Origin of the sequence: Acinetobacter sp. ANC 3832 (assembly GCF_002135415.1) — a bacterium.
Lineage (GTDB): Bacteria > Pseudomonadota > Gammaproteobacteria > Pseudomonadales > Moraxellaceae > Acinetobacter.
The window spans coordinates 133,928-154,929 of record NZ_NEGJ01000002.1 but is presented as its reverse complement, the minus strand read 5'-3'; the positions used below and the strand labels follow the sequence as shown (position 1 = coordinate 154,929).

At 38.1% G+C, this 21,002-nt stretch carries 18 protein-coding genes; 7 read left to right on the top strand and 11 right to left on the bottom strand.

Annotation, left to right across the window (positions count from 1 at the left end):
- Positions 1-71: 71 nt before the first annotated feature.
- Positions 72-1,370 (bottom strand): serine hydrolase domain-containing protein, encoded by a 1,299-nt coding sequence (locus B9T35_RS03200; protein WP_086189685.1) that lies wholly within the window; start codon positions 1,368-1,370, stop codon positions 72-74.
- Between the two features lie 247 nt (positions 1,371-1,617).
- Here B9T35_RS03200 and rpsO point away from each other — a divergent pair, with 247 nt between their 5' ends.
- The 3 genes from rpsO to B9T35_RS03185 all read left to right on the top strand — a co-directional run bounded on the left by rpsO (position 1,618) and on the right by B9T35_RS03185 (position 5,595).
- A complete protein-coding gene (gene rpsO, locus B9T35_RS03195; protein ID WP_086189684.1) occupies positions 1,618-1,887 on the top strand; it encodes a 30S ribosomal protein S15 in 270 nt (89 codons plus the stop codon).
- Positions 1,888-2,156: 269 nt separating this feature from the next.
- A complete protein-coding gene (pnp, locus tag B9T35_RS03190) occupies positions 2,157-4,256 on the top strand; it encodes a polyribonucleotide nucleotidyltransferase (protein ID WP_171264211.1) in 2,100 nt (699 codons plus the stop codon).
- A gap of 115 nt (positions 4,257-4,371) precedes the next feature.
- Positions 4,372-5,595, top strand: a complete 1,224-nt coding sequence (locus B9T35_RS03185) for a magnesium transporter CorA family protein (RefSeq protein ID WP_086189682.1) — start codon at positions 4,372-4,374, stop codon at positions 5,593-5,595.
- 9 nt (positions 5,596-5,604) lie between these two features.
- Here the strand turns inward: B9T35_RS03185 and B9T35_RS03180 are convergent, their stop codons facing one another.
- From B9T35_RS03180 to B9T35_RS03150, 7 genes are all read right to left on the bottom strand, one after another.
- On the bottom strand, positions 5,605-5,868 hold the full coding sequence (locus B9T35_RS03180; protein WP_086189681.1) for a YdcH family protein: 264 nt from the start codon (positions 5,866-5,868) through the stop codon (positions 5,605-5,607).
- A 106-nt stretch (positions 5,869-5,974) separates the two neighbouring features.
- Positions 5,975-6,307 carry a chaperone modulator CbpM gene (locus B9T35_RS03175; RefSeq protein ID WP_086189680.1) on the bottom strand — a complete coding sequence of 111 codons (333 nt, stop codon included), beginning with the start codon at positions 6,305-6,307 and terminating at the stop codon, positions 5,975-5,977.
- Between the two features lie 12 nt (positions 6,308-6,319).
- Entirely contained in the window at positions 6,320-7,285 is a 966-nt protein-coding gene (locus B9T35_RS03170; RefSeq protein ID WP_086189679.1) for a DnaJ C-terminal domain-containing protein, read from the bottom strand.
- A gap of 227 nt (positions 7,286-7,512) precedes the next feature.
- Positions 7,513-7,959: a DUF2147 domain-containing protein gene (locus B9T35_RS03165; protein ID WP_086189678.1), complete on the bottom strand. Its 447-nt coding sequence runs from the start codon at positions 7,957-7,959 to the stop codon at positions 7,513-7,515.
- Between the two features lie 118 nt (positions 7,960-8,077).
- On the bottom strand, positions 8,078-8,953 hold the full coding sequence (gene hslO, locus B9T35_RS03160) for an Hsp33 family molecular chaperone HslO (protein ID WP_086189677.1): 876 nt from the start codon (positions 8,951-8,953) through the stop codon (positions 8,078-8,080).
- Positions 8,954-9,024: 71 nt separating this feature from the next.
- The gene (locus tag B9T35_RS03155) at positions 9,025-10,917 is read right to left on the bottom strand and encodes a monovalent cation:proton antiporter-2 (CPA2) family protein (RefSeq protein ID WP_086189676.1); all 1,893 of its coding nucleotides are present in this window, start codon (positions 10,915-10,917) and stop codon (positions 9,025-9,027) included.
- 193 nt (positions 10,918-11,110) lie between these two features.
- Positions 11,111-13,336: a primosomal protein N' gene (locus B9T35_RS03150; protein WP_086189675.1), complete on the bottom strand. Its 2,226-nt coding sequence runs from the start codon at positions 13,334-13,336 to the stop codon at positions 11,111-11,113.
- 153 nt (positions 13,337-13,489) lie between these two features.
- Here B9T35_RS03150 and gspF point away from each other — a divergent pair, with 153 nt between their 5' ends.
- The 3 genes from gspF (at position 13,490) to B9T35_RS03135 (ending at position 15,816) form a co-directional block, all read left to right on the top strand.
- A complete protein-coding gene (gene gspF, locus B9T35_RS03145; RefSeq protein ID WP_086189674.1) occupies positions 13,490-14,695 on the top strand; it encodes a type II secretion system inner membrane protein GspF in 1,206 nt (401 codons plus the stop codon).
- A 55-nt stretch (positions 14,696-14,750) separates the two neighbouring features.
- Complete coding sequence (gene gspG / locus B9T35_RS03140) at positions 14,751-15,188, top strand: type II secretion system major pseudopilin GspG (RefSeq protein ID WP_086189673.1); 438 nt, start codon at positions 14,751-14,753, stop codon at positions 15,186-15,188.
- Between the two features lie 292 nt (positions 15,189-15,480).
- Positions 15,481-15,816 (top strand): hypothetical protein, encoded by a 336-nt coding sequence (locus B9T35_RS03135; protein WP_086189672.1) that lies wholly within the window; start codon positions 15,481-15,483, stop codon positions 15,814-15,816.
- Between the two features lie 89 nt (positions 15,817-15,905).
- Here the strand turns inward: B9T35_RS03135 and lnt are convergent, their stop codons facing one another.
- Positions 15,906-17,465: an apolipoprotein N-acyltransferase gene (lnt, locus tag B9T35_RS03130; RefSeq protein ID WP_086189671.1), complete on the bottom strand. Its 1,560-nt coding sequence runs from the start codon at positions 17,463-17,465 to the stop codon at positions 15,906-15,908.
- Positions 17,462-18,301 carry an HlyC/CorC family transporter gene (locus B9T35_RS03125; RefSeq protein WP_086189670.1) on the bottom strand — a complete coding sequence of 280 codons (840 nt, stop codon included), beginning with the start codon at positions 18,299-18,301 and terminating at the stop codon, positions 17,462-17,464. Before B9T35_RS03125 ends, lnt begins: the two co-directional genes overlap by 4 nt.
- A gap of 462 nt (positions 18,302-18,763) precedes the next feature.
- Between B9T35_RS03125 and tusA the strand changes: the two genes are divergently transcribed.
- On the top strand, positions 18,764-19,021 hold the full coding sequence (gene tusA, locus B9T35_RS03120; protein ID WP_086189669.1) for a sulfurtransferase TusA: 258 nt from the start codon (positions 18,764-18,766) through the stop codon (positions 19,019-19,021).
- A gap of 110 nt (positions 19,022-19,131) precedes the next feature.
- Here tusA and B9T35_RS03115 read toward each other — a convergent pair whose 3' ends face one another.
- Positions 19,132-20,844: an electron transfer flavoprotein-ubiquinone oxidoreductase gene (locus tag B9T35_RS03115; protein ID WP_086189668.1), complete on the bottom strand. Its 1,713-nt coding sequence runs from the start codon at positions 20,842-20,844 to the stop codon at positions 19,132-19,134.
- Positions 20,845-21,002: the final 158 nt, after the last annotated feature.

Sequence of the window (21,002 nt, the reverse complement as noted above, 5' to 3'; positions counted from 1 at the left end):
TTAACTTCTTCGTTAAAGCGGAATTAAAAACAGAAAAATTAAAAGTTTTTATGCAATACATTTATTCAAACTTAAACTAAATCTGTTTCAGTCGAATCTGTGCCAAATAATGAGCGACGTTGCTCTTTAGGGATTTTAGGGCAATTTTTTGAAATCTGATATAACACATTGGCAAGCGCTGGAATATGCGTACCCACTACAGATTTACCTGTGTTTAAAAATGAAATACTAATATCACGCTCAGGGTCAGCCCAACAGAGAATATTCGAAAATCCAAGATGACCAAAAGCTTGTCCAGTCATTGGGCCAAAAATACCAATAGGATTACTGCCCAGCATTGGACCAAGTGCATAACGCATCGGTGCAAGCAGGGTGCGGTCTATACTGGTATTAGACGTAGGTAAAGTAGAGCGAAACACTGTTTGTGGGCTCATAATTCTTTTGCCATTATATTCCCCTCCGTTGAGCAACATTTCAAAGAAGCGATTGGCTTGTTCAGCACTGGTATAAATATTTCCAGCGGGGCAAACGGTATCCATAAAACGATGATCATTGGTGACATCAACAGCCAGTTGCAAGCCACCACCCAATACATGATTTAAATAGTGGTCTGTACCCAATCTAGGGTGCATACCTGTTGGGTAATTTAAAGCAACATCATCTCGAAATTCAGGTTTTAAACCATAATTGAAATAAGGCATATTCATCGGTTTTTCGATGTATTCATGCAAAAACTGGCGAATATCTTGTCCTGTCACGCGTTCAATCAGTTCACCTAAAATATAACCTGCAGTTACTGCATGATAAGCAAGATGAGAGCCTGCTTTAGACACCGGTTTCGCTGCATAAAGATGCTGCAAAATACGTTCACGATCAAACAGTAATTCAGGGGTTACTTCCATTTCAACGCGTGGAATTCCCCCACGGTGTGATAATAAATGGAAGATCGTAGCACGACGTTTGCCATTTTGAGCATATTCAGGAATGTAATAACTAATGGGGTCGAGTAAATTAATCTCACCCATTTCATCTAACATATGAATGAGCATCGCGGTAACGATTTTGGATGCTGAAAATAAACAAACTGGTGTATCTGGCGTGGCAATCATAGGATTGTTGTCTAAACCATCTGCTGAATTGCCACGTGCATAGCCAATACTTCGATTGAGTAAAATTTTTCCCTGACGCTTTAAGCAAAAGCTAATCAGTGGAGAATTACCCGTTTGATACAAGTTTTCAACGCTTGTCCAAATATTTTTAATCTGTTGATCCGTCATTCCTCCAAGTTCAGCAGGAAGTTCATCTTTGGTTTGCGTAATCGTATTTAAATCTTTTGGTACATAACAGGTATTGGTTGAAAATAGTTTCACATGATCCTCTGGAAATTCTTTGTTTTTATTCTGAACCAGTGTGCCTATGCATTGATTCAATGTCAGTGTCTGAATTGCCCTGATCTGAGTAACAATTATGCAAGAAGATTTGCGGATAACTTTGCATTATATGGGTACTTCCTTTAAAATAGCCCACTGCTGTAGTGATGCACGGCAGTCAAATGAGTTTTGAAGAACTTATTTGATTTGTATCAAATATTTAACTTAAGCATCTCGGAGAAATCGAATGGCTTTAACAAACGCAGATCGCGCAGAGATCATCGCTAAATACGCTCGCGCTGAAAACGACACTGGTTCACCAGAAGTTCAAGTCGCTTTATTAACTGCGCAAATCAATGATTTGCAAAGTCACTTTAAAGCACATAAACACGATCATCATAGCCGTCGCGGTTTGATTCGTATGGTTAACCAACGTCGTAAACTTCTTGATTACCTTAAAGGTAAAGATGCGACTCGTTATACAGATGTGATTGTTGCTTTAGGTTTACGTCGTTAATTCGATTTAAACTTTTATTTTCGGATGATTGCATGTCAAATGCTGTACTGATGAAAACTAAAGTCTGCCTTGCTTTTGTAAGGTAAAAGAGAAGGGGCGATGTTTCGCTCCTTCTTTGTGTTTAAAAATAGTGTATTAATAAGTGTTTATTATATCTGGTGAGGTCGGCTTCTAAGCTTTGTCATTTACCATCATTGTTTTGTTAGATGTGAATGCCAAACCTTAGGGGTCTCCACTAGAATAAAATTAGGAAAGAAAAATATATGTCGATGTTTAATATTATTCGTAAAGAATTTCAATATGGTCAACACAACGTTATTTTAGAAACTGGTCGTGTTGCACGTCAGGCAAATACTGTTGTGATTACAATGGGCGGCGTAACTGTTCTTGTTGCGATTGTTGCTCAACCAAAAGCAAAAGCAGGTCAAGACTTTTTCCCATTGACTGTAAATTACCAAGAAAAGCAATATGCTGCAGGTCGTATTCCTGGTGGTTATGGTAAGCGTGAAGGTCGTCAATCTGAATCTGAAACTTTAATTTCACGTTTGATTGACCGTCCAATTCGTCCATTGTTCCCAGAAGGTTTCTATAACGAAATCCAAGTAACAGCAACAGTTGTTTCTTCTGACAAAACTATGGATGCTGATATTGCTGCAATGCTTGGTACTTCAGCTGCCATGTCAATTGCAGGTGTTCCATTCCGTGGTCCTATTGCTGGTGCTCGCGTTGGTTTAATCAACGGTGAATACATTCTGAATCCGAACCACGAACAATTGAAAGAAAGTGATCTTGATCTTGTTGTTGCGGGTACAGCGGGTGCGGTACTTATGGTTGAATCTGAAGCGAAAGAGCTTTCAGAAGACCAAATGTTAGGTGCTGTACTTTTTGGTCATGACGAAATGCAAATTGCAATTCAAGCGATCAAAGAATTTGCTGCAGCTGCTGGTGCAGTTGAATCAACTTGGGTTGCGCCAACCAAGAATGAAGCACTTTTAGCTCAATTAAAAACTGCATTCGAAGCTAAAATCTCTGAAGCGTATACGATTGCTGTTAAGCATGACCGTTATGCTGCATTAGATGCACTTCAAGCTGAAGCAATTGCTCAATTCGTTCCTGAAAATGACGAAACTGGCATTGCTGATGACGTAAACGAATTATTTGAAGATCTTAAATACCGCACTGTACGTGACAATATTTTGTCAGGTAAACCACGTATTGATGGTCGTGATACGAAAACTGTTCGTGCTATTGACGTACAAGTGGGTGTATTGGGTCGTGCACACGGTTCAGCATTATTCACACGTGGTGAAACTCAAGCGTTGGTAACAACGACTTTGGGTAATACACGTGATGCATTGATGGTTGATACATTATCTGGTACGAAAACAGATAACTTCATGTTGCATTACAACTTCCCTGCATACTCTGTAGGTGAAACTGGTCGTGAATCTGGTCCTAAACGTCGTGAAATTGGTCATGGTCGTTTGGCACGTCGTGGTGTTCAAGCGGTTCTTCCGCCTGCTGATCGCTTCCCGTACGTGATTCGTATCGTATCTGATATTACTGAATCAAATGGTTCATCTTCAATGGCTTCTGTATGTGGTGCTTCATTATCACTGATGGATGCAGGTGTTCCATTGAAAGCACCAGTTGCAGGTATCGCAATGGGTCTAGTGAAAGAAGGCGAACGTTTCGCAGTTCTTTCTGACATCTTAGGTGATGAAGATCACTTAGGTGATATGGACTTTAAAGTAGCGGGTTCTGCAAACGGTATTACTGCACTTCAAATGGATATCAAGATTGAAGGTATCAATGAAGAAATCATGGAAGCTGCATTAAATCAAGCGTATGCGGGTCGTATGCACATCCTAAATGAAATGAATCAAGTGATTTCACGTGCTCGCCCTGAAATTTCTATGCATGCACCTACATTCCAAGTGATCAATATCAACCCTGATAAGATCCGTGATGTGATTGGTAAAGGTGGTGCGACTATTCGTGCGATCACTGAAGAAACTAAAGCTGCAATCGATATCGAAGATAACGGTACAGTACGTGTATTTGGTGAAACTAAAGCTGCTGCAGCTGCTGCGGTTGCTAAAATTCAAGCACTAACTGCTGAAATTGAACCAGGTACAATTTATATGGGTAAAGTTATCCGTATCGTTGAATTTGGTGCATTTGTAAACATTATGCCAGGTACTGATGGTTTACTTCATATTTCTCAAATTTCAAACGAACGTATTGCAAATGTTGCAGACGTTTTGACTGAAGGTCAGGAATTAAGAGTACAAGTTGCTGATGTTGATAACCGTGGTCGTATTAAATTAACCATGAAAGATATTGATCAAGCAGCTCCACAAGCTTAATCATTCTTCTGGTTAAAAAATTAGCCTTGAGCTTTGCCAAAGTAATGACTTTGGCTTGCTCAGGGCTTTTTTTATGGCATTATGCAAAGCATGAGCCAAGACCATAATAATCACTATGCAAACATTTTATTTTTTTCAACATCCTGATGAACAATATATCTGTGTTCAAAAGGAGCCTACACATGACCAAGAACAACAATTTATGTGGATTGACTGCACTCGTGAAGATGTTGTAAATCACTCTGAACAATGGCAACAAGATATATTAAAACAAAGCCAATTATTTCTGAATGAATACCATATTAAAGATATTTTAAATCTGGAACATCCTTGTGCTTTTGATACCATGGATGAATATGATTTGCTTATTTTTCGTAAATTAATTACACCAGATGACAAAATTTATAGCGGTGAAAATGCTGTTGAAAAACATGAGAGTGTCTTTGGCTTAGCAACCTCCCCAGTGAGTTTTATTTTTACCTCTCAAGTATTGATTACGGTGAGAGAACAAGGCAATCATGCGATTGAAAATTATCTATCTCGTATAACGAATATTATGAATAAAGGTATCGACGAGCAAAATAAACCAAGAAAGTTACCGACTACACCTATAGATTTAGCATTAAGACTCTTAAATACCATGATTGATGGCTATCTTGATTTAAGAAATCCACTCAGTCGCCGTGTAGAATTTTGGCAACAAGAGTTATTGCAAGGCAATCGACGTTTTGAAAAATGGCATCAACTTTTTCAAGAAAATATGGCATTTCAGCAAATTGAAAATCTATGTGAAGAACAAATTGATGCCTTACAAGAGTTTCGAGATGAAATTGTTGAAAATTATGCACATCTAAAAGGTAAGAAACGCACAGAGAAGCAAGATATCACATTGGTTCGAGTAGATGATTTGGTTAGTCATGTGGAGCGGATTCAGAAATACACCACCCGTTTAGCTAGTGCAATTCAATCTGCAATTGATTTACATTTTTCTGCAGTGGCAAACCAAACCAATGAAAATATGCGCATCTTGGCGATATTAACCGCTGTTTTTGCGCCACTAACATTACTGACTGGTGTTTATGGGATGAATTTTGAGTTTATTCCAGGCTTAAAAAATCCAGTGGGCTTTTGGATTATGCTCATTGTGATGTTGGTATGTACTTTATTATTGATGATTTATTTTTATCGTCGTCATTTAGTCGGGCGTGGTGAACGAAGTGTGATCGATATGTTGGCACAGCAACATAAAGATCAACACGTCAATTTATTTTGGTTCTTGGACTATGAACCGATTAAACAAACCATGAAAGAAGTCGAGAAAATGACTAAATTCAAATAATCATTTGGCTTATTTTAAATTTTCTTGTTCGGTTCGTTTAAGAATCTGATAAAGCTCATCTTTGTATTTGAGTTTTTTCCGTTTTAATTTTTCAATATCATCATTAATCAGATTCACTGGATTAAGTTCGAGTTGGGTAATTTCACGGTCTAATGCATCATGTTCTTCAAGCATTTTAGAAAAATGCGGGTTTTCTTGTTTCAAGAGCGTCATTAATTCGCAGTATTCTGGAAACATATTCTTAATCTTTTTGTTCATTACCTTAATATTCATAAATTTTTGACACCTTTTACAATGTTAAAGTTGAATAGAAAACGATCATCATGACAGGTAATTGAAGCCCCTGTCATGTGATTTAACAAAAAGTTGCGAATAATATTTATTCAAAGTGACTGTGTCGTACTTGTTTGCGGAGTTGTTGAACTTCGTCAATTAAATCCATCATCATGGCAACAGCAGAAAGGCTGGCTTCGAAATCACGTTGTAAGCGATATGCACGACGAGCTCGTGAAATATCTTCTCCAAAAAATTGGTGAATTCGTTCTTCGGGGCGAGCAGGTAAGATTTCGTATTCTAAAAGTTGTAGAACCCATTCAGGAGGTTGTCCACAAGCTTCGGAAAAATGATTGAGGTCGAAACTACGACTTTCATCCACAATTTCAACATCATGGAATCCATCATAAACAATTTCACGATAATGTATGGTGGTCATGAGTATGCTCCTTTAAGATGCGCGAGGGTCGAATTCGGCAAAAGTATCTGCAAGATTTTGATAAGCTTGTTGTTCTGCTTCAGTTTGAGCAGCAGGGAATACAATATTAAGTACGAGGTAAAGATGACCTGGGGTTTTACTTGGAATGCCTTTATCTTTGAGACGTAATTGCTGTCCATTTTTGGCATTTTTAGGAATATTGACTTTAACTTTACCCGCAGGTGTGGTGACTTCGATGCTTTGACCCAAAGCAGATTCCCATGGGGCAATATTGACGGTGTAATAAACGTCAGCACCTTCAACGCGAATGGTGTCGGTATCTTTATAGTGAATCTCAATATAAAGATCGCCATTTTCACCCCCATTGATGCCTGCTTGCCCTTGTTTAGAAAGTCGGATTTGCTGACCTTCTTTCATACCTTTCGGGATTTTGACCTGCAAAGTTTTACGTTGAACTTCAGGTTCGCCATAAGCATTATAAGTTGGAATTTGTAGCGTAATATTTTGAGTTGAACCTTCATAAGCAATATCGACATCAACTTCTATGCTTGCATGTTGATCTTCCCCTTTATAACTTCGTTGCTGTCTTGAATTACGTTGCCCAAAATCTTGAGACTGACCACCACCGAATCCACCACCAAAACGTCCAAATAAATCTTCAAAGCCACTAAAGTCTGAACCACCTTGAGCATCGCCTTGGCGGTAAAATTGAGCACCGTCAAAGCCACCTTGACCTGCTTGTTGGTTAAATCCTGAAAAGCCTTGAGGATGATCAAGTTCAAAGTCGTATTCTTTCTTTTTTTCAGGATTGCTTAATGTGTCATAGGCAACATTAATGGCTTGCATTTTAGTTTCAGCATCAGCTTCTTTACTGATATCAGGATGATATTTGCGTGCTAATTTACGGTAGGATTTTTTAATTTCTTCGGGTGTTGCTTCACGAGCAACGCCGAGCTCTTCATAATAATTTTTTGCCATAATTTAAGGTCACAAATGATCTTCATTTGTTTCATTATTAAGCTATTTTTAGAAAATTTCATAGTTTTTATTGGTGTTGATATTGTTTCAATTTTTATTTAATTCAGATGTGATCGAGAGTTAAGAGTATCTATAGTGAGATTGTTGAGCATTCAGTCTCATTATTAGAATTGAAAATAAAAAAGCGCCGAAGCGCTTTTTTATATTTTATCATATTGGAAGAATGATTAATCGTAACGAATCCACGTTGCAGATCGACCAAGGGCAGAAATCCCAATATAACCACGCATCGTTAAACGAGTACCTTTCGCATTGATTTTTACTTTACCGTTGTAAACATTGCCTGAGAGAGGGTCAAGTACACGACCATCTGTATATTCATTTTCTGATTTTGGATTTTGTTTAAAACCACTGACAATTTCTAAACCGACATAGGGTTTATTCTTAAGTGCGCCTTTGCATTTTTCACATGTCTCTACCAATGGTTTATCTGGTAATGGGCGAATTGCAATAATTTTTCCTGAGTAGGTTCCATCATTATTTTTAGTTACCAGAACATCCCCACGTGAAAATCCAGTTTTATCATCAACAGTTTTCCATTTTCCAGCGAAGTCAGCGGCAAAACTAGATGTCATCATCGTAGAAAGTATAAGAGTCGCCAAAATCCTTTTCATTGTTATTTCCTAATTGTCATTATACGAATTGAAAAAAAGAGTGAATCTAGGTTCACTCTTTTTAGGATAAAAATCAATCTTTTATTTGCTTATAAATTAAAATAAGCCATTGTTTAGATTAACTTAAATGTTCCCCAAATAAACTTAAAGCTTCTTCAGCAGTAAAGGTGTATTTGCTGTTGCAGAACTGACAATCCATTTCAATTGGATTTTGCACTTCTAAGGTTTCACGAACGGCATCAATACCAATTTGCTGTAAAGCATTGGTACAACGTTCTCTAGAACAAGTGCAACCAAAGTGAAGTTGCTCAACTTCAGGTAAGCGAACTTCTTCTTCGTTATAGAGACGATAAAGGATTTCTTGAGCATCCAATTGGGTCAATTCATCGGCTTTTAATGTTTCTGTTAATACAGTTAAACGTGGCCAAATGTCTTCATCGACCAATTGTTGTTCTTCTTCATTATTACGTGGTAATAATTGAACCAGTAAGCCACCTGAGCTTTTTGCTGTACTTGCAAGAACAATACGTGTTGGAATTTGTGCAGATAAATCATAATATTGCATTAAACAACCAGCAAGATTCGGTTTGTCTAAAGGAACAATACCTTGGTAACGCTCACCATGTTCAGGTTCAATGTTAATAAATAATACGGGTTTGATTAAAGATGACAATACCGTACTGCTATTTTCAGCATGGCTAAAACGTGAATCTTCTTCATAATCTGCCAATGCACGAACTTGACCTAAATGGTTACATTCAGCCATCGCCCATTTTAATGATCCTTCAGCTTGAATTTGTAAGCTGATGCGTCCTTTAATTTTTAAAGTACTGGCCAATAAAGCGGTTGCGCTGAGCATTTCACCCAATAAAATTTGTACAGCAGGGGCATAATCACGTTGTGCAAGAATGGTTTGTAAAGCCTCTTCTAGATGAACAACTTCTCCACGAACAGGGCTATCTTCAATATAAAATCGTTGACGTAAATCAGACATAAAATTCTCCAAATCCCTGCTTAGATGGTGGCAATATTGCAAATCACAAGTTGCTTTGTATTATAAAGCACTCATTGATTTTGTTCATCTCGTGTCACATTAATTCGATCATTTTGAGTGTTAAAAATTGTGGGGCGTTCAAGACCTGATTCATCAAGATTTTGAACATCTTGATACTGATCTGTATCCGTATCTTCATCTGAAAGTTTGGCATCGCTTTCAAACAGATGTTCGAGTTCTGCTAAAAAGTTTCGATAGGTTTCGAAAACCTTTTGTTCATCTGTATAAACCCGTTGTTGGCGAGACAATAATTCTTCATCGTAATTTCTAAATATTTCAATACTATCGTAAGCCTTACTCTTCTCAATACCAAGTTCACACAGGGTACGATAAGCCATACCCAATGACGTTAAATAAGTTTCACGCCAAATGTGTTGGACGCCTAAATCTCGTAATAGATGCATATGATAACGATCACGCGCACGAACCAATAAACTCAGTTTTGGATAATTGAGGCGAATATGTCGTGCGACATTCATCGATGCTTCGACATCGTCAATCGCGAGTACAAAAACTTTGGCTTGTTCAATACCTGCGGCACGCAATAAATCTGGCAGTGTGACATCGCCATAATAAAGTTTACCGCCATAGCGTCGAACAAAGTCGATGCGTTGTAGGTTGTTATCAATGGCAGTGAAAGGGAAGTGTTGCATATGCGCTAAACGCGCCACAATTTGTCCAACACGACCAAAACCTGCAATGATGAGTGGTGGATGTTCATTTGGAATTTCATCATATTCAGGTTCTGAATTTTTATTAAATAAAGGCAGAATCCATGTCGATGCAAGCCAAAAGACCATAGGTGTGAGTACCATGGAGATGGTGACAATTAAAGTAACAGGTTCGGTAATCGCCTCAGTCAGCACTTTTTCACTTTTTGCAACATTTAAGACCACAAAGGCAAACTCCCCCCCCTGAGCTAGACATGTTGCAATCATTAAACTATTGCTCCAACTATATTTTTTATAGCGGGCAATAGCAGTCATGGTGAGCATTTTGATCAAAATTAAAAGAACCGCGCCACCAATAATCAATAAGGGCATATCCACAATCAAAGACAGTTGAGTGGTCATGCCTACAGTCATGAAAAATAGACCGAGTAACAAGCCTTTAAAGGGGGCAATACTGGCTTCAAGTTCGTGGCGAAATTCAGAATCTGCGAGTAGTACCCCTGTTAAAAATGCGCCCAGTGTGGTGCTAATGCTCAGAGTATCCATGAGTAAAACCACACCAATGACAATAAATAATCCAACAGCAGTAACCAGTTCAGATGCGCCACTGGTTGCGACAAAGCGGAAAAAAGGTCGCATCACATAGCGACTGAGCAGAAATAAACCCGTAAATGTGGCAATGATTGCTGCAAAATATGCAATGCCATGATGTGTAGAGCTACCACCTGCTAAGACCGGAATGATTGCCAATAACGGAATCGCCGCAATATCTTGGAACAGTAGAATCGAAAATGATTGCTGACCATGCGTAGTATTGAGTTGTTGTTTTTCAGAAAGTAGTTGTAAAACGAAAGCAGTGGAGGAAAGTGCTAAGGCAAAACCAATCACGAAGCTAGCAGAGAGAGATTGTTGGAACAATAAAAACACTGTTCCCATTAAAACAATACCAGTAACTACGACTTGTAAAGTTCCCATCACAAAGATAGATTGACGCATTTCCCACAGACGTTGTGGACGTAATTCTAATCCAATTAAAAACATCAGTAGAATCACACCAAACTCAGCCAATTCGGCAATTGCATGGGTATCTCTTACAATATTTAAAACATTTGGACCGAGTAGAATACCTGTAAATAGATAGCCTAAAACTGTAGCAATTCCCAATTTTTTACCCAGTGGCACAATTAGCAACACTGCACCTAAAAAAATGGTGATTTCCAGTAATAGTGACATTCACTTGTCCTAAGCGTTATTTGTGATTTTCAGAAATTGTAACGTGAAAAACCTGAAATGCTCAGTATTATTTATATTAAGTTAACTTTGATTTTATCTTTTTAAAGAGGAGGATAATTTTGAAGATGAATATGTTTAAAAAACTCTCCTCTTTAGAAAAAGGAGAGATACCTTGCTAAGCTGTTTGAGGGATTTAATTTAATTCTTGTGGATCAACATCAATGGTGACTTTCATCTGAGACGGTTTTGCATGTAAAAGTTGTAGCCACCACTGGCGAATATAAAAATGCATTTTGGCACGGTCTAAAGATAGTAGAACAACATGTGCTTGGTAACGTCCTGCTTTACGTTCCATCGGGGCAGGAATAGGGCCCCAAATATCAATGAGGTTTTCTTCAGATTGTTGGCGTAGAAGCTGCGACATTTCATTCAAAAACTTTTGATTTTCTTCCTGACTTTTAGATTCACAACGAATTAAAATGGCATAACGACAAGGCGGTAATAACGCCAATTTACGATCACTTAAGGTTTGTTTTGCAAAGGCGCGATAATCGTTATCCAGTAAAATACTTAATAAGGGATGATCCGGGCGAAGGGTTTGTAGATAAACATCCCCTTTTTTCTCACCACGACCAGAACGGCCTGAAACTTGGACAATTAATTGCGCTGTGCGCTCAGCGGCTCGAAAGTCGACACTGAGTAAGCCTGCATCAACATCTAAAATGGCAACCAATGTGACGTAGGGAAAATGGTGTCCTTTTGCCAGCATTTGTGTGCCAAGTAAAATAGTTGGTTCACTTTTTTGAATTTGATCGTAAATTCTTTGCCAACTGCCAACACGACTGGTGGAATCACGATCGACTCGCAATATAGGAAAGTTGGGGAAAAGCTCATTCAGGCTTTCTTCAACTTTAGCCGTTCCCATACCAATCGGTTTCAGTGTTTGTTGATTACATTGCGGACATGCATCAGGTAAGCGATTAATTGTCCCACAATGATGGCAATGTAAATGTGAATAGGGCTTCATATGTAATGTGAAATGAGCATCACAGTGTGGACAGTTGGCTTGCCACGCACAACTTTCACAAATTAAAACAGGGGCATAGCCACGACGATTGAGAAAAATTAAAACCTGTTCCTTTTTTTCTAAACGTTTTGCAATTTCATCAATCAGTTGTTCACTGAGTCCATGCTTTTTCTTGGCAATTTTTAGATCAATCACATGCATTTTAGGCATGAGGGCTATGCCCGCACGTTGGTTCAGCTCTAACTTCGTCATTTTGTTTTGCTGAACTAAATGATAGCTTTCAATACTTGGTGTGGCAGAGCCTAAAATAATCGGGCAACTTTCTAAATGTGCCCGATACAGTGCCACATCACGGGCATGGTAACGGAAACCTTCTTGCTGTTTAAAAGATAGATCATGTTCTTCATCTAATACAATCAAGCCTAAATTTGGCAGAGGGGTATAAATGGCTGAACGTGTTCCCAGAATAATAGAGGCTTTGCCCGTTTGCGCATGTTGCCAAGCTTGAAAACGTTTTGTGTCATTTAAGCCTGAGTGTAATAAAGCAATATGACAATGAAAGCGTGATTGAAAACGACTAATGGTCTGGGGGGTTAAACCAATTTCAGGTACTAAAACTAAAACCTGTTTGCCTTGTTTTAAAACTTCATGCATGACTTGCAAATACACTTCTGTTTTACCGCTACCTGTTAAGCCATCTAACAAAAAAGCCTGATATTTTTTTTGTGCTTTTAAAATGGTTTGAATGGCTTTCTTTTGATCTTCATTCGGTGTTAATGGCATTTGTGCCAACTGAACAGGTTCTGCCTTAAAGTTTTGTTCTTCTAAATCACGTCGGATAATTTCTTTTTTTTCTAATGCTTTGAGTGTGGCTGTTTCAATACCACTCAAATTTAAAATGTTTTCTAAAGTTCCTTGAGGATGTAGCTTTAAAATTTTATAGGCATCTTGTTGCTTAACAGAACGTTTTACTTTTTCTTCAGCATGTAAATCTAAAACTTTCCACATTCTCGCCAATAAATTATAGGGTTTACCCTGACGTAATAATGTAGGTAAAGCTGCTTGCATCACTTCCCCAATCGGAAATTGGTAATACTGTGCAGACCATTTAAGTAAGGCTAAAACTTGAGGATTGATGATAGCTTCATCATCTAATAATTCAGTAATAAATTTCAGTTGAAAACGTGGATCAATTGGTTCACCCAGTGCTAATTTTTCAACAATAATTCCAGTGACATGTTGGCGTCCAAATGAGACAGCAACGCGTGCACCGACTTCTGCTTGCGCATATTGTTCAGCACTGAGTTTGTAGTCAAAACAATCATACAGATGTACAGGTATCGCAACGCGTATACGGTAAATGGCAAGGCTTAAATCTGTCGAATTCGGCATATTAAATTGTCAGCTACTCAGGGTGAAATAATATCGTGATCAGTTTTAGGTTATGCTAGAGTGTAGCGGTCATTTATAGATTTGAATATGAATGATTTGAAGGGTCAGACGCAACAGCAAAGACTAAAAATTTTGGAAAACTAGAGCATCATAATGCCTGCATATCAATTTACTGCCATGGATGCTTCTGGGAAGCAACAAAAAGGGGTGTTAGAAGGTGATTCTGCACGCCAAATTCGACAGCAACTCAGAGATAAAGAATGGATTCCTGTTACTGTTGATCCCGTAGAGCAGAAAGATAAAAGTAAAACGTCAGGATTCTTTCAAAAGAAATTTTCAGCTTACGAATTAGCACTAATGACACGCCAACTTTCCGTTTTGGTTGCTGCGGCGATTCCTTTGGAAGAGGCATTGCGTGCAGTCGCTAAACAAAGTGAAAAAGCGCATGTGCAAAATTTATTGTTATCAGTCCGCTCGAAAGTTCTTGAAGGGCATTCTTTAGCTCAAGCGATGCAACAAATTGGACGATTTCCAGATTTATATATTGCAACCATTGCTGCAGGCGAACGCTCTGGACATCTCGATTTAATTCTCGATCAATTGGCAGATTACACAGAAAATCGTTTTGCGATGCAAAAGAAAGTGCAAGGTGCGATGGTTTATCCCATTATTCTCATGCTCATGTCATTTTCGATTGTTATGGGATTAATGACTTATGTTGTGCCCGATATTGTAAAAACCTTTGATCAAAGTAAACAAGCCTTACCTTGGATTACAGTTGCATTAATGAAAGCCAGTGATTTAATTCGCACTGCATGGCCATTCATGATTGTTGCCTCTATTTTGGGTGTGTTTCTATTGGTTCGTTTTCTACGGACGACTGCGGGGCATTATGCCTTTGATCGTTTAACACTCAAGTTGCCATTATTTGGTAAATTATCTCGTGGTATAAATGCCGCACGTTTTGCCAGTACCTTGTCTATTTTGACACGCTCAGGGGTTCCCTTGGTTGATGCACTGAAAATTGGTGCGGCAGTCAGTAGCAATTGGGTAATTCGCGATGCTGTGAATATTGCTGCTGAAAAAGTAACCGAAGGTGGTAATTTAGCAACCCAACTTGAACGCTGTGGTTATTTCCCACCGATGATGGTACAAATGATCAAAAGTGGTGAAGCCTCTGGTGAGTTAGATCGAATGTTAGGGCGTGCTTCGGATATGCAAGATCGTGAAGTGACCACCTTTATTTCAACCTTACTTGCCTTGTTAGAACCTTTAATGTTGGTTTTTATGGCAGGCATCGTATTGGTCATTGTGATTGCGGTGATGTTACCCATCGTGAATATGAACAATATGATTTAGGCTTATTATTTCACCTATAATTATGTCATAACGAATTTTATCAGAGAGAAATTGAATGCAACGGAAGACATCTCAAACTAAGCAATCAGGTTTTACTTTAATTGAAGTGATGGTTGTGATTGTTATTTTAGGCGTACTTGCAGCTCTAATCGTACCGAATGTGATGGGGCGTGGAGAAAAAGCAAAGGTAGACACCACTAAAATTGCTTTAAAAGGTGTTGCTGGTGCATTAGATCAATATAAGCTTGATAATGGACATTTCCCAACGACTCAAGAAGGTGGTTTAGATGCTTTGGTACATCAACCTGCAACGGTTAAAAATTGGTTACCAGGTGGTTATGTAAAAGGTGGATATCCTAAAGATAGTTGGGATAATGATGTGCAATATGTCATTCCAGGTTCAGAAGGTCGTTCTTTTGATCTTTACTCTTTCGGTGCTGATGGTAAGCAAGGTGGCGAAGGAAATGATGCTGATATTTATTACCAACCTTGATTAAGAATTATTCTAATTTATTTATTATAAATAAATGAGTAGAATGAATCACTTCACTTAATGAAATTAATAAATGTTAGGTGAAGTGATAATGTTTCTTAATTCCATATTAATACTTAAGCTATTGGAAAGTATTGATTATTTAAAATTTATACATTTGAGAGTTATAATAAGAATTATTTCCATGTGTAATGGTTACAAGAAAGTTAAATAATGGATAAAAATAGACTTTTTATTTAAATGAAAGCTTGCATAATAGTTCTTAGACAGCCAATTTGTCGTGGAGGATAGAATGAAAGCATTATTTGTATTAGATGAAATGAATCAATTTCATTGGTCGATGCTGAAATCTGTTCTTTTAATTTTGAGCTTGTTGCCAATGAGCCAATTTTTTATCAGTTTATTACAAAGCACTGATGCTAGTAGCCAAATTATGGTTGGTTTTTTAGCAATGAGTATGTTTAGTGCATTCTCAATTATTAGTTTTTATAGCGCTTTGAATGCAACAATAATTCAAATTAAATCAGAACAAGCATCGTCTCTAGAGCAAAATATTTTTAAAATTTATCGTTATGTTCCAATGCTGTTTTTAACTGTAATGGTCTCGTATTTAGCAACACAAATTTAAATATTTTCAATAAAAAACCCGAGGAAAGTTCCTCGGGTTTTTTATATAGAAATAAACAGGCTTAGAATAGAAACCTTGTAAGTGTTGATTTATCTTCTTGACTTAAAGCTGACATCCACCTGTTTAGGGCGATACATCCAACCTAACATCAGTAATAATAATGATAATCCAAGAATTGGCCAGTCGCTAAAACGGGTGTACCACGTCTCGCCTTGCATTGCAGGTAAGTCACCACGTAATACTGCTTCTTTATCCATGGGTGCTTGTTTCACAATATGCCCATTATGATCAATAAAGGCAGTCACACCTGTATTGGTCGCACGAATAAACCAACGCCCATTCTCTTTGGCGCGCATTTGAACCATTTGTAAATGCTGTAAAGGGCCTGCTGTCCCCGTAAACCATGCATCATTAGAAACGGTTACTAAAAAGTCACTATTTTCAGCATTACGACGAGTCAAATTTGGATAGGCAACTTCATAGCAAACTGCAGCAGCTAAATGATGTCCTTTAATATTAAATGGCTTTTGCTCACTTGCACCACGTGAAAAACCACTCATAGATGGATCATTTTGTAGTGCAGGCAGTACCCAACTGAGTAAACCTGAAAGTGGGATATATTCACCAAAAGGGACTAAGCGTTGCTTTTTATATAAGCCAGAAGAGTCACTACCCGAAGCCATCATACTGTTGTAGTACATAGGGTAGCCATTTTGTTCAGATTCTTTTAAATCCCAATAGGGAATACCTGTAACCCAAGCTGTACCTGTTTTTTTCGCTTGCTCATCCATCATTTGTAAAAATTCAGGAATATCGGTTTGGAATAATGGAATCGATGATTCTGGCCAAACAATTAAATCACGGCCCCATTCTGTACGGCTTAAATTGACATAAATTTCTAAAGTTTTGATTTGGTATTCTGTGAGCCATTTTAAATCTTGAGGAATATTTCCTTGAATTAAAGAGACTGACAATGGTTTTTCAGCTTTAGGTTCTACAAAGTTAATGTACGAAACACCCCAAGCACCTAAAACTAACAGCGCAGAAGGAATGAGCCAAAAGACTTTTTTATTGAGAACCTCAACTAAAGCACAAGCTAAAATAATCACGACAAATGAAACAGCAAATACACCAAATAATGGGGCATAACTATCTAATAATCGTTCAGTGAAAGCATAACCTGCAAAAAGCCATGGAAAACCCGTAAATACCCAAGTTTTAGACCATTCAAAAAGCACCCAAAGTGGCGCAAAAGTAAGGGGGGTTTCTGGAAAAAACCGTCTGTATGTCCATGTTTGTATGGCGGTGAATAAACCCATGAGCAAAGCCATGAGTGCAATCATCCCCACACTTAAAAAAGCATTGGTATCACCATAAGTATGGATCGAGGTAAAGAGCCAAAAAGCACCGACAAACCATAAACCAAAGCCATAACTCAGTCCAAGTGCAAAAGCTTGCTTGGCCGTGCGTCCTTTTAAGCATGCATATAATAATGCAGGCGAAAGAATAGCAAGCCACCACCAATGATAAGGTGCAAGTGCTAAACTAAAGACAGCACCAGCAAGTAAAGCAATGATGAGTGGATAAATAAATGGAAGCTGCTTTTGGTGTGGTGAAAGATTTAACAATTTGTCAAAGTGTGTTCTCATTTACGTACAGCTCGAATCAGATGAATAGTGCGGGCATCTGCTTCAATAATCGTAAATTCCCAATCGCCAAGTTCAATAATTTGACCTTGTAAATCACTCACTAAGCCAATTTCTTGAAGCAATAAACCGCCAACAGTTTCTACTTCATCATCAGAAAAATCAGCATCTAAAATAGTGTTGAAATGTTCGATTGGTGTAAGTGCTTGTACAATCCATGCATTGGTTGTGCTATGGCTCGGGTCAGGAAGAATGAATTGTGCTTCTTCATCTGCATTGTCGTGTTCGTCTTCAATTTCACCAACAATTTCTTCTAGAATATCTTCTAAAGTGACAATTCCTGAAGTTGTGCCATATTCATCAATCACAATCGCAATATGTGTCTGCGTGTTTTTGAGCATACGTAAAACTTGATCTGAGCGTGCACTTTCTGGAACAAATAAGGGTTGGCGCATTAAATCACGAATATCAACTTTGGCTGTGCGGTCTGTCAGAAAAGGCAAAAGATCTTTTGCCAATAAAATCCCAACGACATTATCAGGTTGGTCTGAAGAAAACACAGGAAAACGAGAATGTGCAGATTCAATGAGCACATCCAAAATATCAAGCAATTGATCATCTTCTTGTAAGCTGATCATTGCCGTTCGGGGAGTCATGACTTCACGAACTTTGGTTGCTGGAAGATCTAAAACGCCTTCTAACATAGCAACTGTATCTGGTTCTAAAAAACGACGTGAATCTTGTACTAATTTTAGTAGTTCATCGCGGGTTTCGGGTGCTGTACCCAACCATTTGCGTAAGCCACGCATTCCCCACGATGGGCCTGATTCCTCGTGCATGATCTTTCCTAAAGACTCTTATTTCAAAAAAGTAAATTTTATCATACCGCAGAAAATACAGATGTCTATCAATAAAATGCTGAGAAACGATGAATATTGAAGTCAAAAATTAAAATTAGAGAATATTTTTAATAGCATGTAATTTACCTGTCATAAAATGATCTATTTATAACAATAGGCTTAAATATGAAATGAATGATAGGTTTATTCTTTTATTTTGACCAATAATATCTCAGCTACACATGATCGTGATATTTAGGTGTCGGCATGGGAATAAGCTAATAAATCAATGTGGATAGATATAAAATTGCGATGCAAGGTCAACACAAGTATCAATAAATGTGGATTATCCAAAAAGTATATAAATAATCAATTTATGTAGAGAATCATGTTGTTATGTCTTTCAATGGGTTTTTAATTTTAATATGCTAAAATTAGCAAGATTTTTTATAGAGCTTAAGCATGTCTGAATCGACAAATACTCCGACTATTCAAATCAATACACGTGGGTTGCGTTGCCCTGAGCCTGTAATGATGTTACATCAAGCGATTCGTAAGTCAAAGTCTGGTGATGTGGTTGAGGTTTTTGCGACAGATAATTCAACTTCTTGGGATATTCCAAAATTTTGTATGCATTTGGGACATGAGCTCATTCTTCAAGAAGAAGTGCTTGATGAGACAGGAAATAAAGAATTCCACTATTTGGTGAAAAAGGGTTAATCCGAAGGATCGTGTAAAGAGAGTTCAATTTATATTTTAAGAGTTTAATAAATAAAAATTGTCCTATAAATAAACCCGCATTTCGCGAGTTTATTCTTTATAGAGACTAATTACATATTAGGGTAATTGGGACCACCGCCACCCTCAGGTGTTACCCAAGTAATGTTTTGAGAAGGGTCTTTAATATCACACGTTTTACAATGTACACAGTTTGCAGCATTAATTTGGAAACGCTTAGAACCATCATCATTTTCCATGATTTCATACACACCAGCAGGGCAGTAACGTTGAGCAGGCTCATCCCATTTAGGTAAATTTACATTTACTGGAATAGAAGCATCGGTCAATTTCAAATGTGCTGGCTGGTTTTCTTCATGCACTGTATTCGATACAAATACAGAAGATAAACGGTCAAATGTTAACTTACCATCTGGTTTTGGATAGTTCGGTTTAAACGTCGACGGATCTACAGTTTTTAACACACTGAAATCAGGCGCTAAGTCATGCAATGTAAATGGCACCTTAAAGATGTTTTGATCGATAAAGTTAAATGCGCCCCCCATCCATAAACCAAATTTATGCATTGCAGGGCCAAAGTTACGTGAGCGATATAACTCTTCTTTTAACCAACTGTTATTAAATTTGTCTGTGTAAGCCGTTAATTCTTTAGCGAAGAAATCTTCGCCTTCAGTGACACGAGCAACAGCTAAATCACCGCCTTTTTTATGACCTGATTGAATTGCTTCAAATACAGCTTCACCACAGAGCATGCCAGATTTCATGGCAGTGTGAGAACCTTTGATTTTCGCAAAATTCAAGAAACCTGCATCATCACCAATTAGGCAACCGCCTGGGAAGGTCAGTTTAGGTAACGCATTCATACCACCTTTAGTAATCGCACGAGCACCATAAGAAATACGTTTTCCGCCTTCAAGATATTGCTTGATCAGAGGATGGGTTTTCCAGCGTTGCATTTCTGCAAATGGATACATATTTGGATTGGTGTATGACAAGTCAACAATCAGACCCAAAGTCACTTGGTTATTTTCAGCGTGGTATAACCACCAACCGCCTGAAGAACCTGTTTCATTTAATGGCCAGCCTGAACCATGCATCACTAAACCTGCTTTATGTTTTGCAGGATCTACTTCCCAAAGTTCTTTAATACCAATACCGTAATGTTGTGGATCAGCATCTTTGTCTAAATTATATTTAGCAATTAAGCGTTTGCCTAAATGACCACGGCAACCTTCCGCAAAAATTGTATATTTTGCATGAAGTTCATAACCAGGGGTAAAGTTGTGCGTCGGTTCGCCATCTTTACCAATTCCCATATCACCTGTTTGAATGCCTTTTACAGAACCATCTTCATGATAAAGAATTTCTGAAGCCGCAAAACCAGGAAAAATAGAAACTTCTAATTCTTCTGCTTTAGTTCCTAACCAACGAACAACGTTACCTAAAGAGATCACATAGTTGCCATCATTGTGCATGGTTTTTGGAACCATCCAATGCGGTGCTTCTTGTGATTTAGTATCTGAAAGAAGGAAATAGGTTTTGTCTTCAGTGACAGGCACGTTTAAAGGCGCACCTTCTTCTTTCCAGTTTGGAAATAACTCATTGATCGCACGTGGTTCAAGTACAGCACCAGATAAGATATGCGCACCAACTTCGGAGCCTTTTTCAACGACACACACAGATAAATCTGGAAGGTTGTTTTCAATTGCTAGTTGACGAATTTTGATCGCGGCAGAAAGACCAGCAGGGCCTGCACCTACGATAACTACGTCAAACTCCATCGCTTCACGTTCGATGTGTTCCATGTAGGACTCCTCATATTGCTAAGGGTGGCAACCGTAATCATTTAAATATTGAAAATAAAAAAATCGGTGCTGCCATGAGTGTTCTTAATTAGGAGGTACAATTCTGTTATCGTACCTGTAGCATTTGTTGACTTTTTATTTCTGGATGCAATTGCAAA

Bases quoted from the DNA above. Each gene is read 5' to 3' on its own strand.
- lnt (WP_086189671.1), bottom strand. From the start codon at position 17,465: ATGAGAACACACTTTGACAAATTGTTAAATCTTTCACCACACCAAAAG.
- B9T35_RS03125 (WP_086189670.1), bottom strand. From the start codon at position 18,301: ATGCACGAGGAATCAGGCCCATCGTGGGGAATGCGTGGCTTACGCAAA.
- B9T35_RS03175 (WP_086189680.1), bottom strand. From the start codon at position 6,307: ATGACCACCATACATTATCGTGAAATTGTTTATGATGGATTCCATGAT.
- B9T35_RS03115 (WP_086189668.1), bottom strand. From the start codon at position 20,844: ATGGAACACATCGAACGTGAAGCGATGGAGTTTGACGTAGTTATCGTA.
- B9T35_RS03135 (WP_086189672.1), top strand. From the start codon at position 15,481: ATGAAAGCATTATTTGTATTAGATGAAATGAATCAATTTCATTGGTCG.
- B9T35_RS03180 (WP_086189681.1), bottom strand. From the start codon at position 5,868: ATGAATATTAAGGTAATGAACAAAAAGATTAAGAATATGTTTCCAGAA.
- B9T35_RS03185 (WP_086189682.1), top strand. From the start codon at position 4,372: ATGCAAACATTTTATTTTTTTCAACATCCTGATGAACAATATATCTGT.
- pnp (WP_171264211.1), top strand. From the start codon at position 2,157: ATGTTTAATATTATTCGTAAAGAATTTCAATATGGTCAACACAACGTT.
- B9T35_RS03165 (WP_086189678.1), bottom strand. From the start codon at position 7,959: ATGAAAAGGATTTTGGCGACTCTTATACTTTCTACGATGATGACATCT.
- B9T35_RS03150 (WP_086189675.1), bottom strand. From the start codon at position 13,336: ATGCCGAATTCGACAGATTTAAGCCTTGCCATTTACCGTATACGCGTT.
- hslO (WP_086189677.1), bottom strand. From the start codon at position 8,953: ATGTCTGATTTACGTCAACGATTTTATATTGAAGATAGCCCTGTTCGT.
- rpsO (WP_086189684.1), top strand. From the start codon at position 1,618: ATGGCTTTAACAAACGCAGATCGCGCAGAGATCATCGCTAAATACGCT.
- tusA (WP_086189669.1), top strand. From the start codon at position 18,764: ATGTCTGAATCGACAAATACTCCGACTATTCAAATCAATACACGTGGG.
- gspG (WP_086189673.1), top strand. From the start codon at position 14,751: ATGCAACGGAAGACATCTCAAACTAAGCAATCAGGTTTTACTTTAATT.
- B9T35_RS03170 (WP_086189679.1), bottom strand. From the start codon at position 7,285: ATGGCAAAAAATTATTATGAAGAGCTCGGCGTTGCTCGTGAAGCAACA.
- B9T35_RS03155 (WP_086189676.1), bottom strand. From the start codon at position 10,917: ATGTCACTATTACTGGAAATCACCATTTTTTTAGGTGCAGTGTTGCTA.
- gspF (WP_086189674.1), top strand. From the start codon at position 13,490: ATGCCTGCATATCAATTTACTGCCATGGATGCTTCTGGGAAGCAACAA.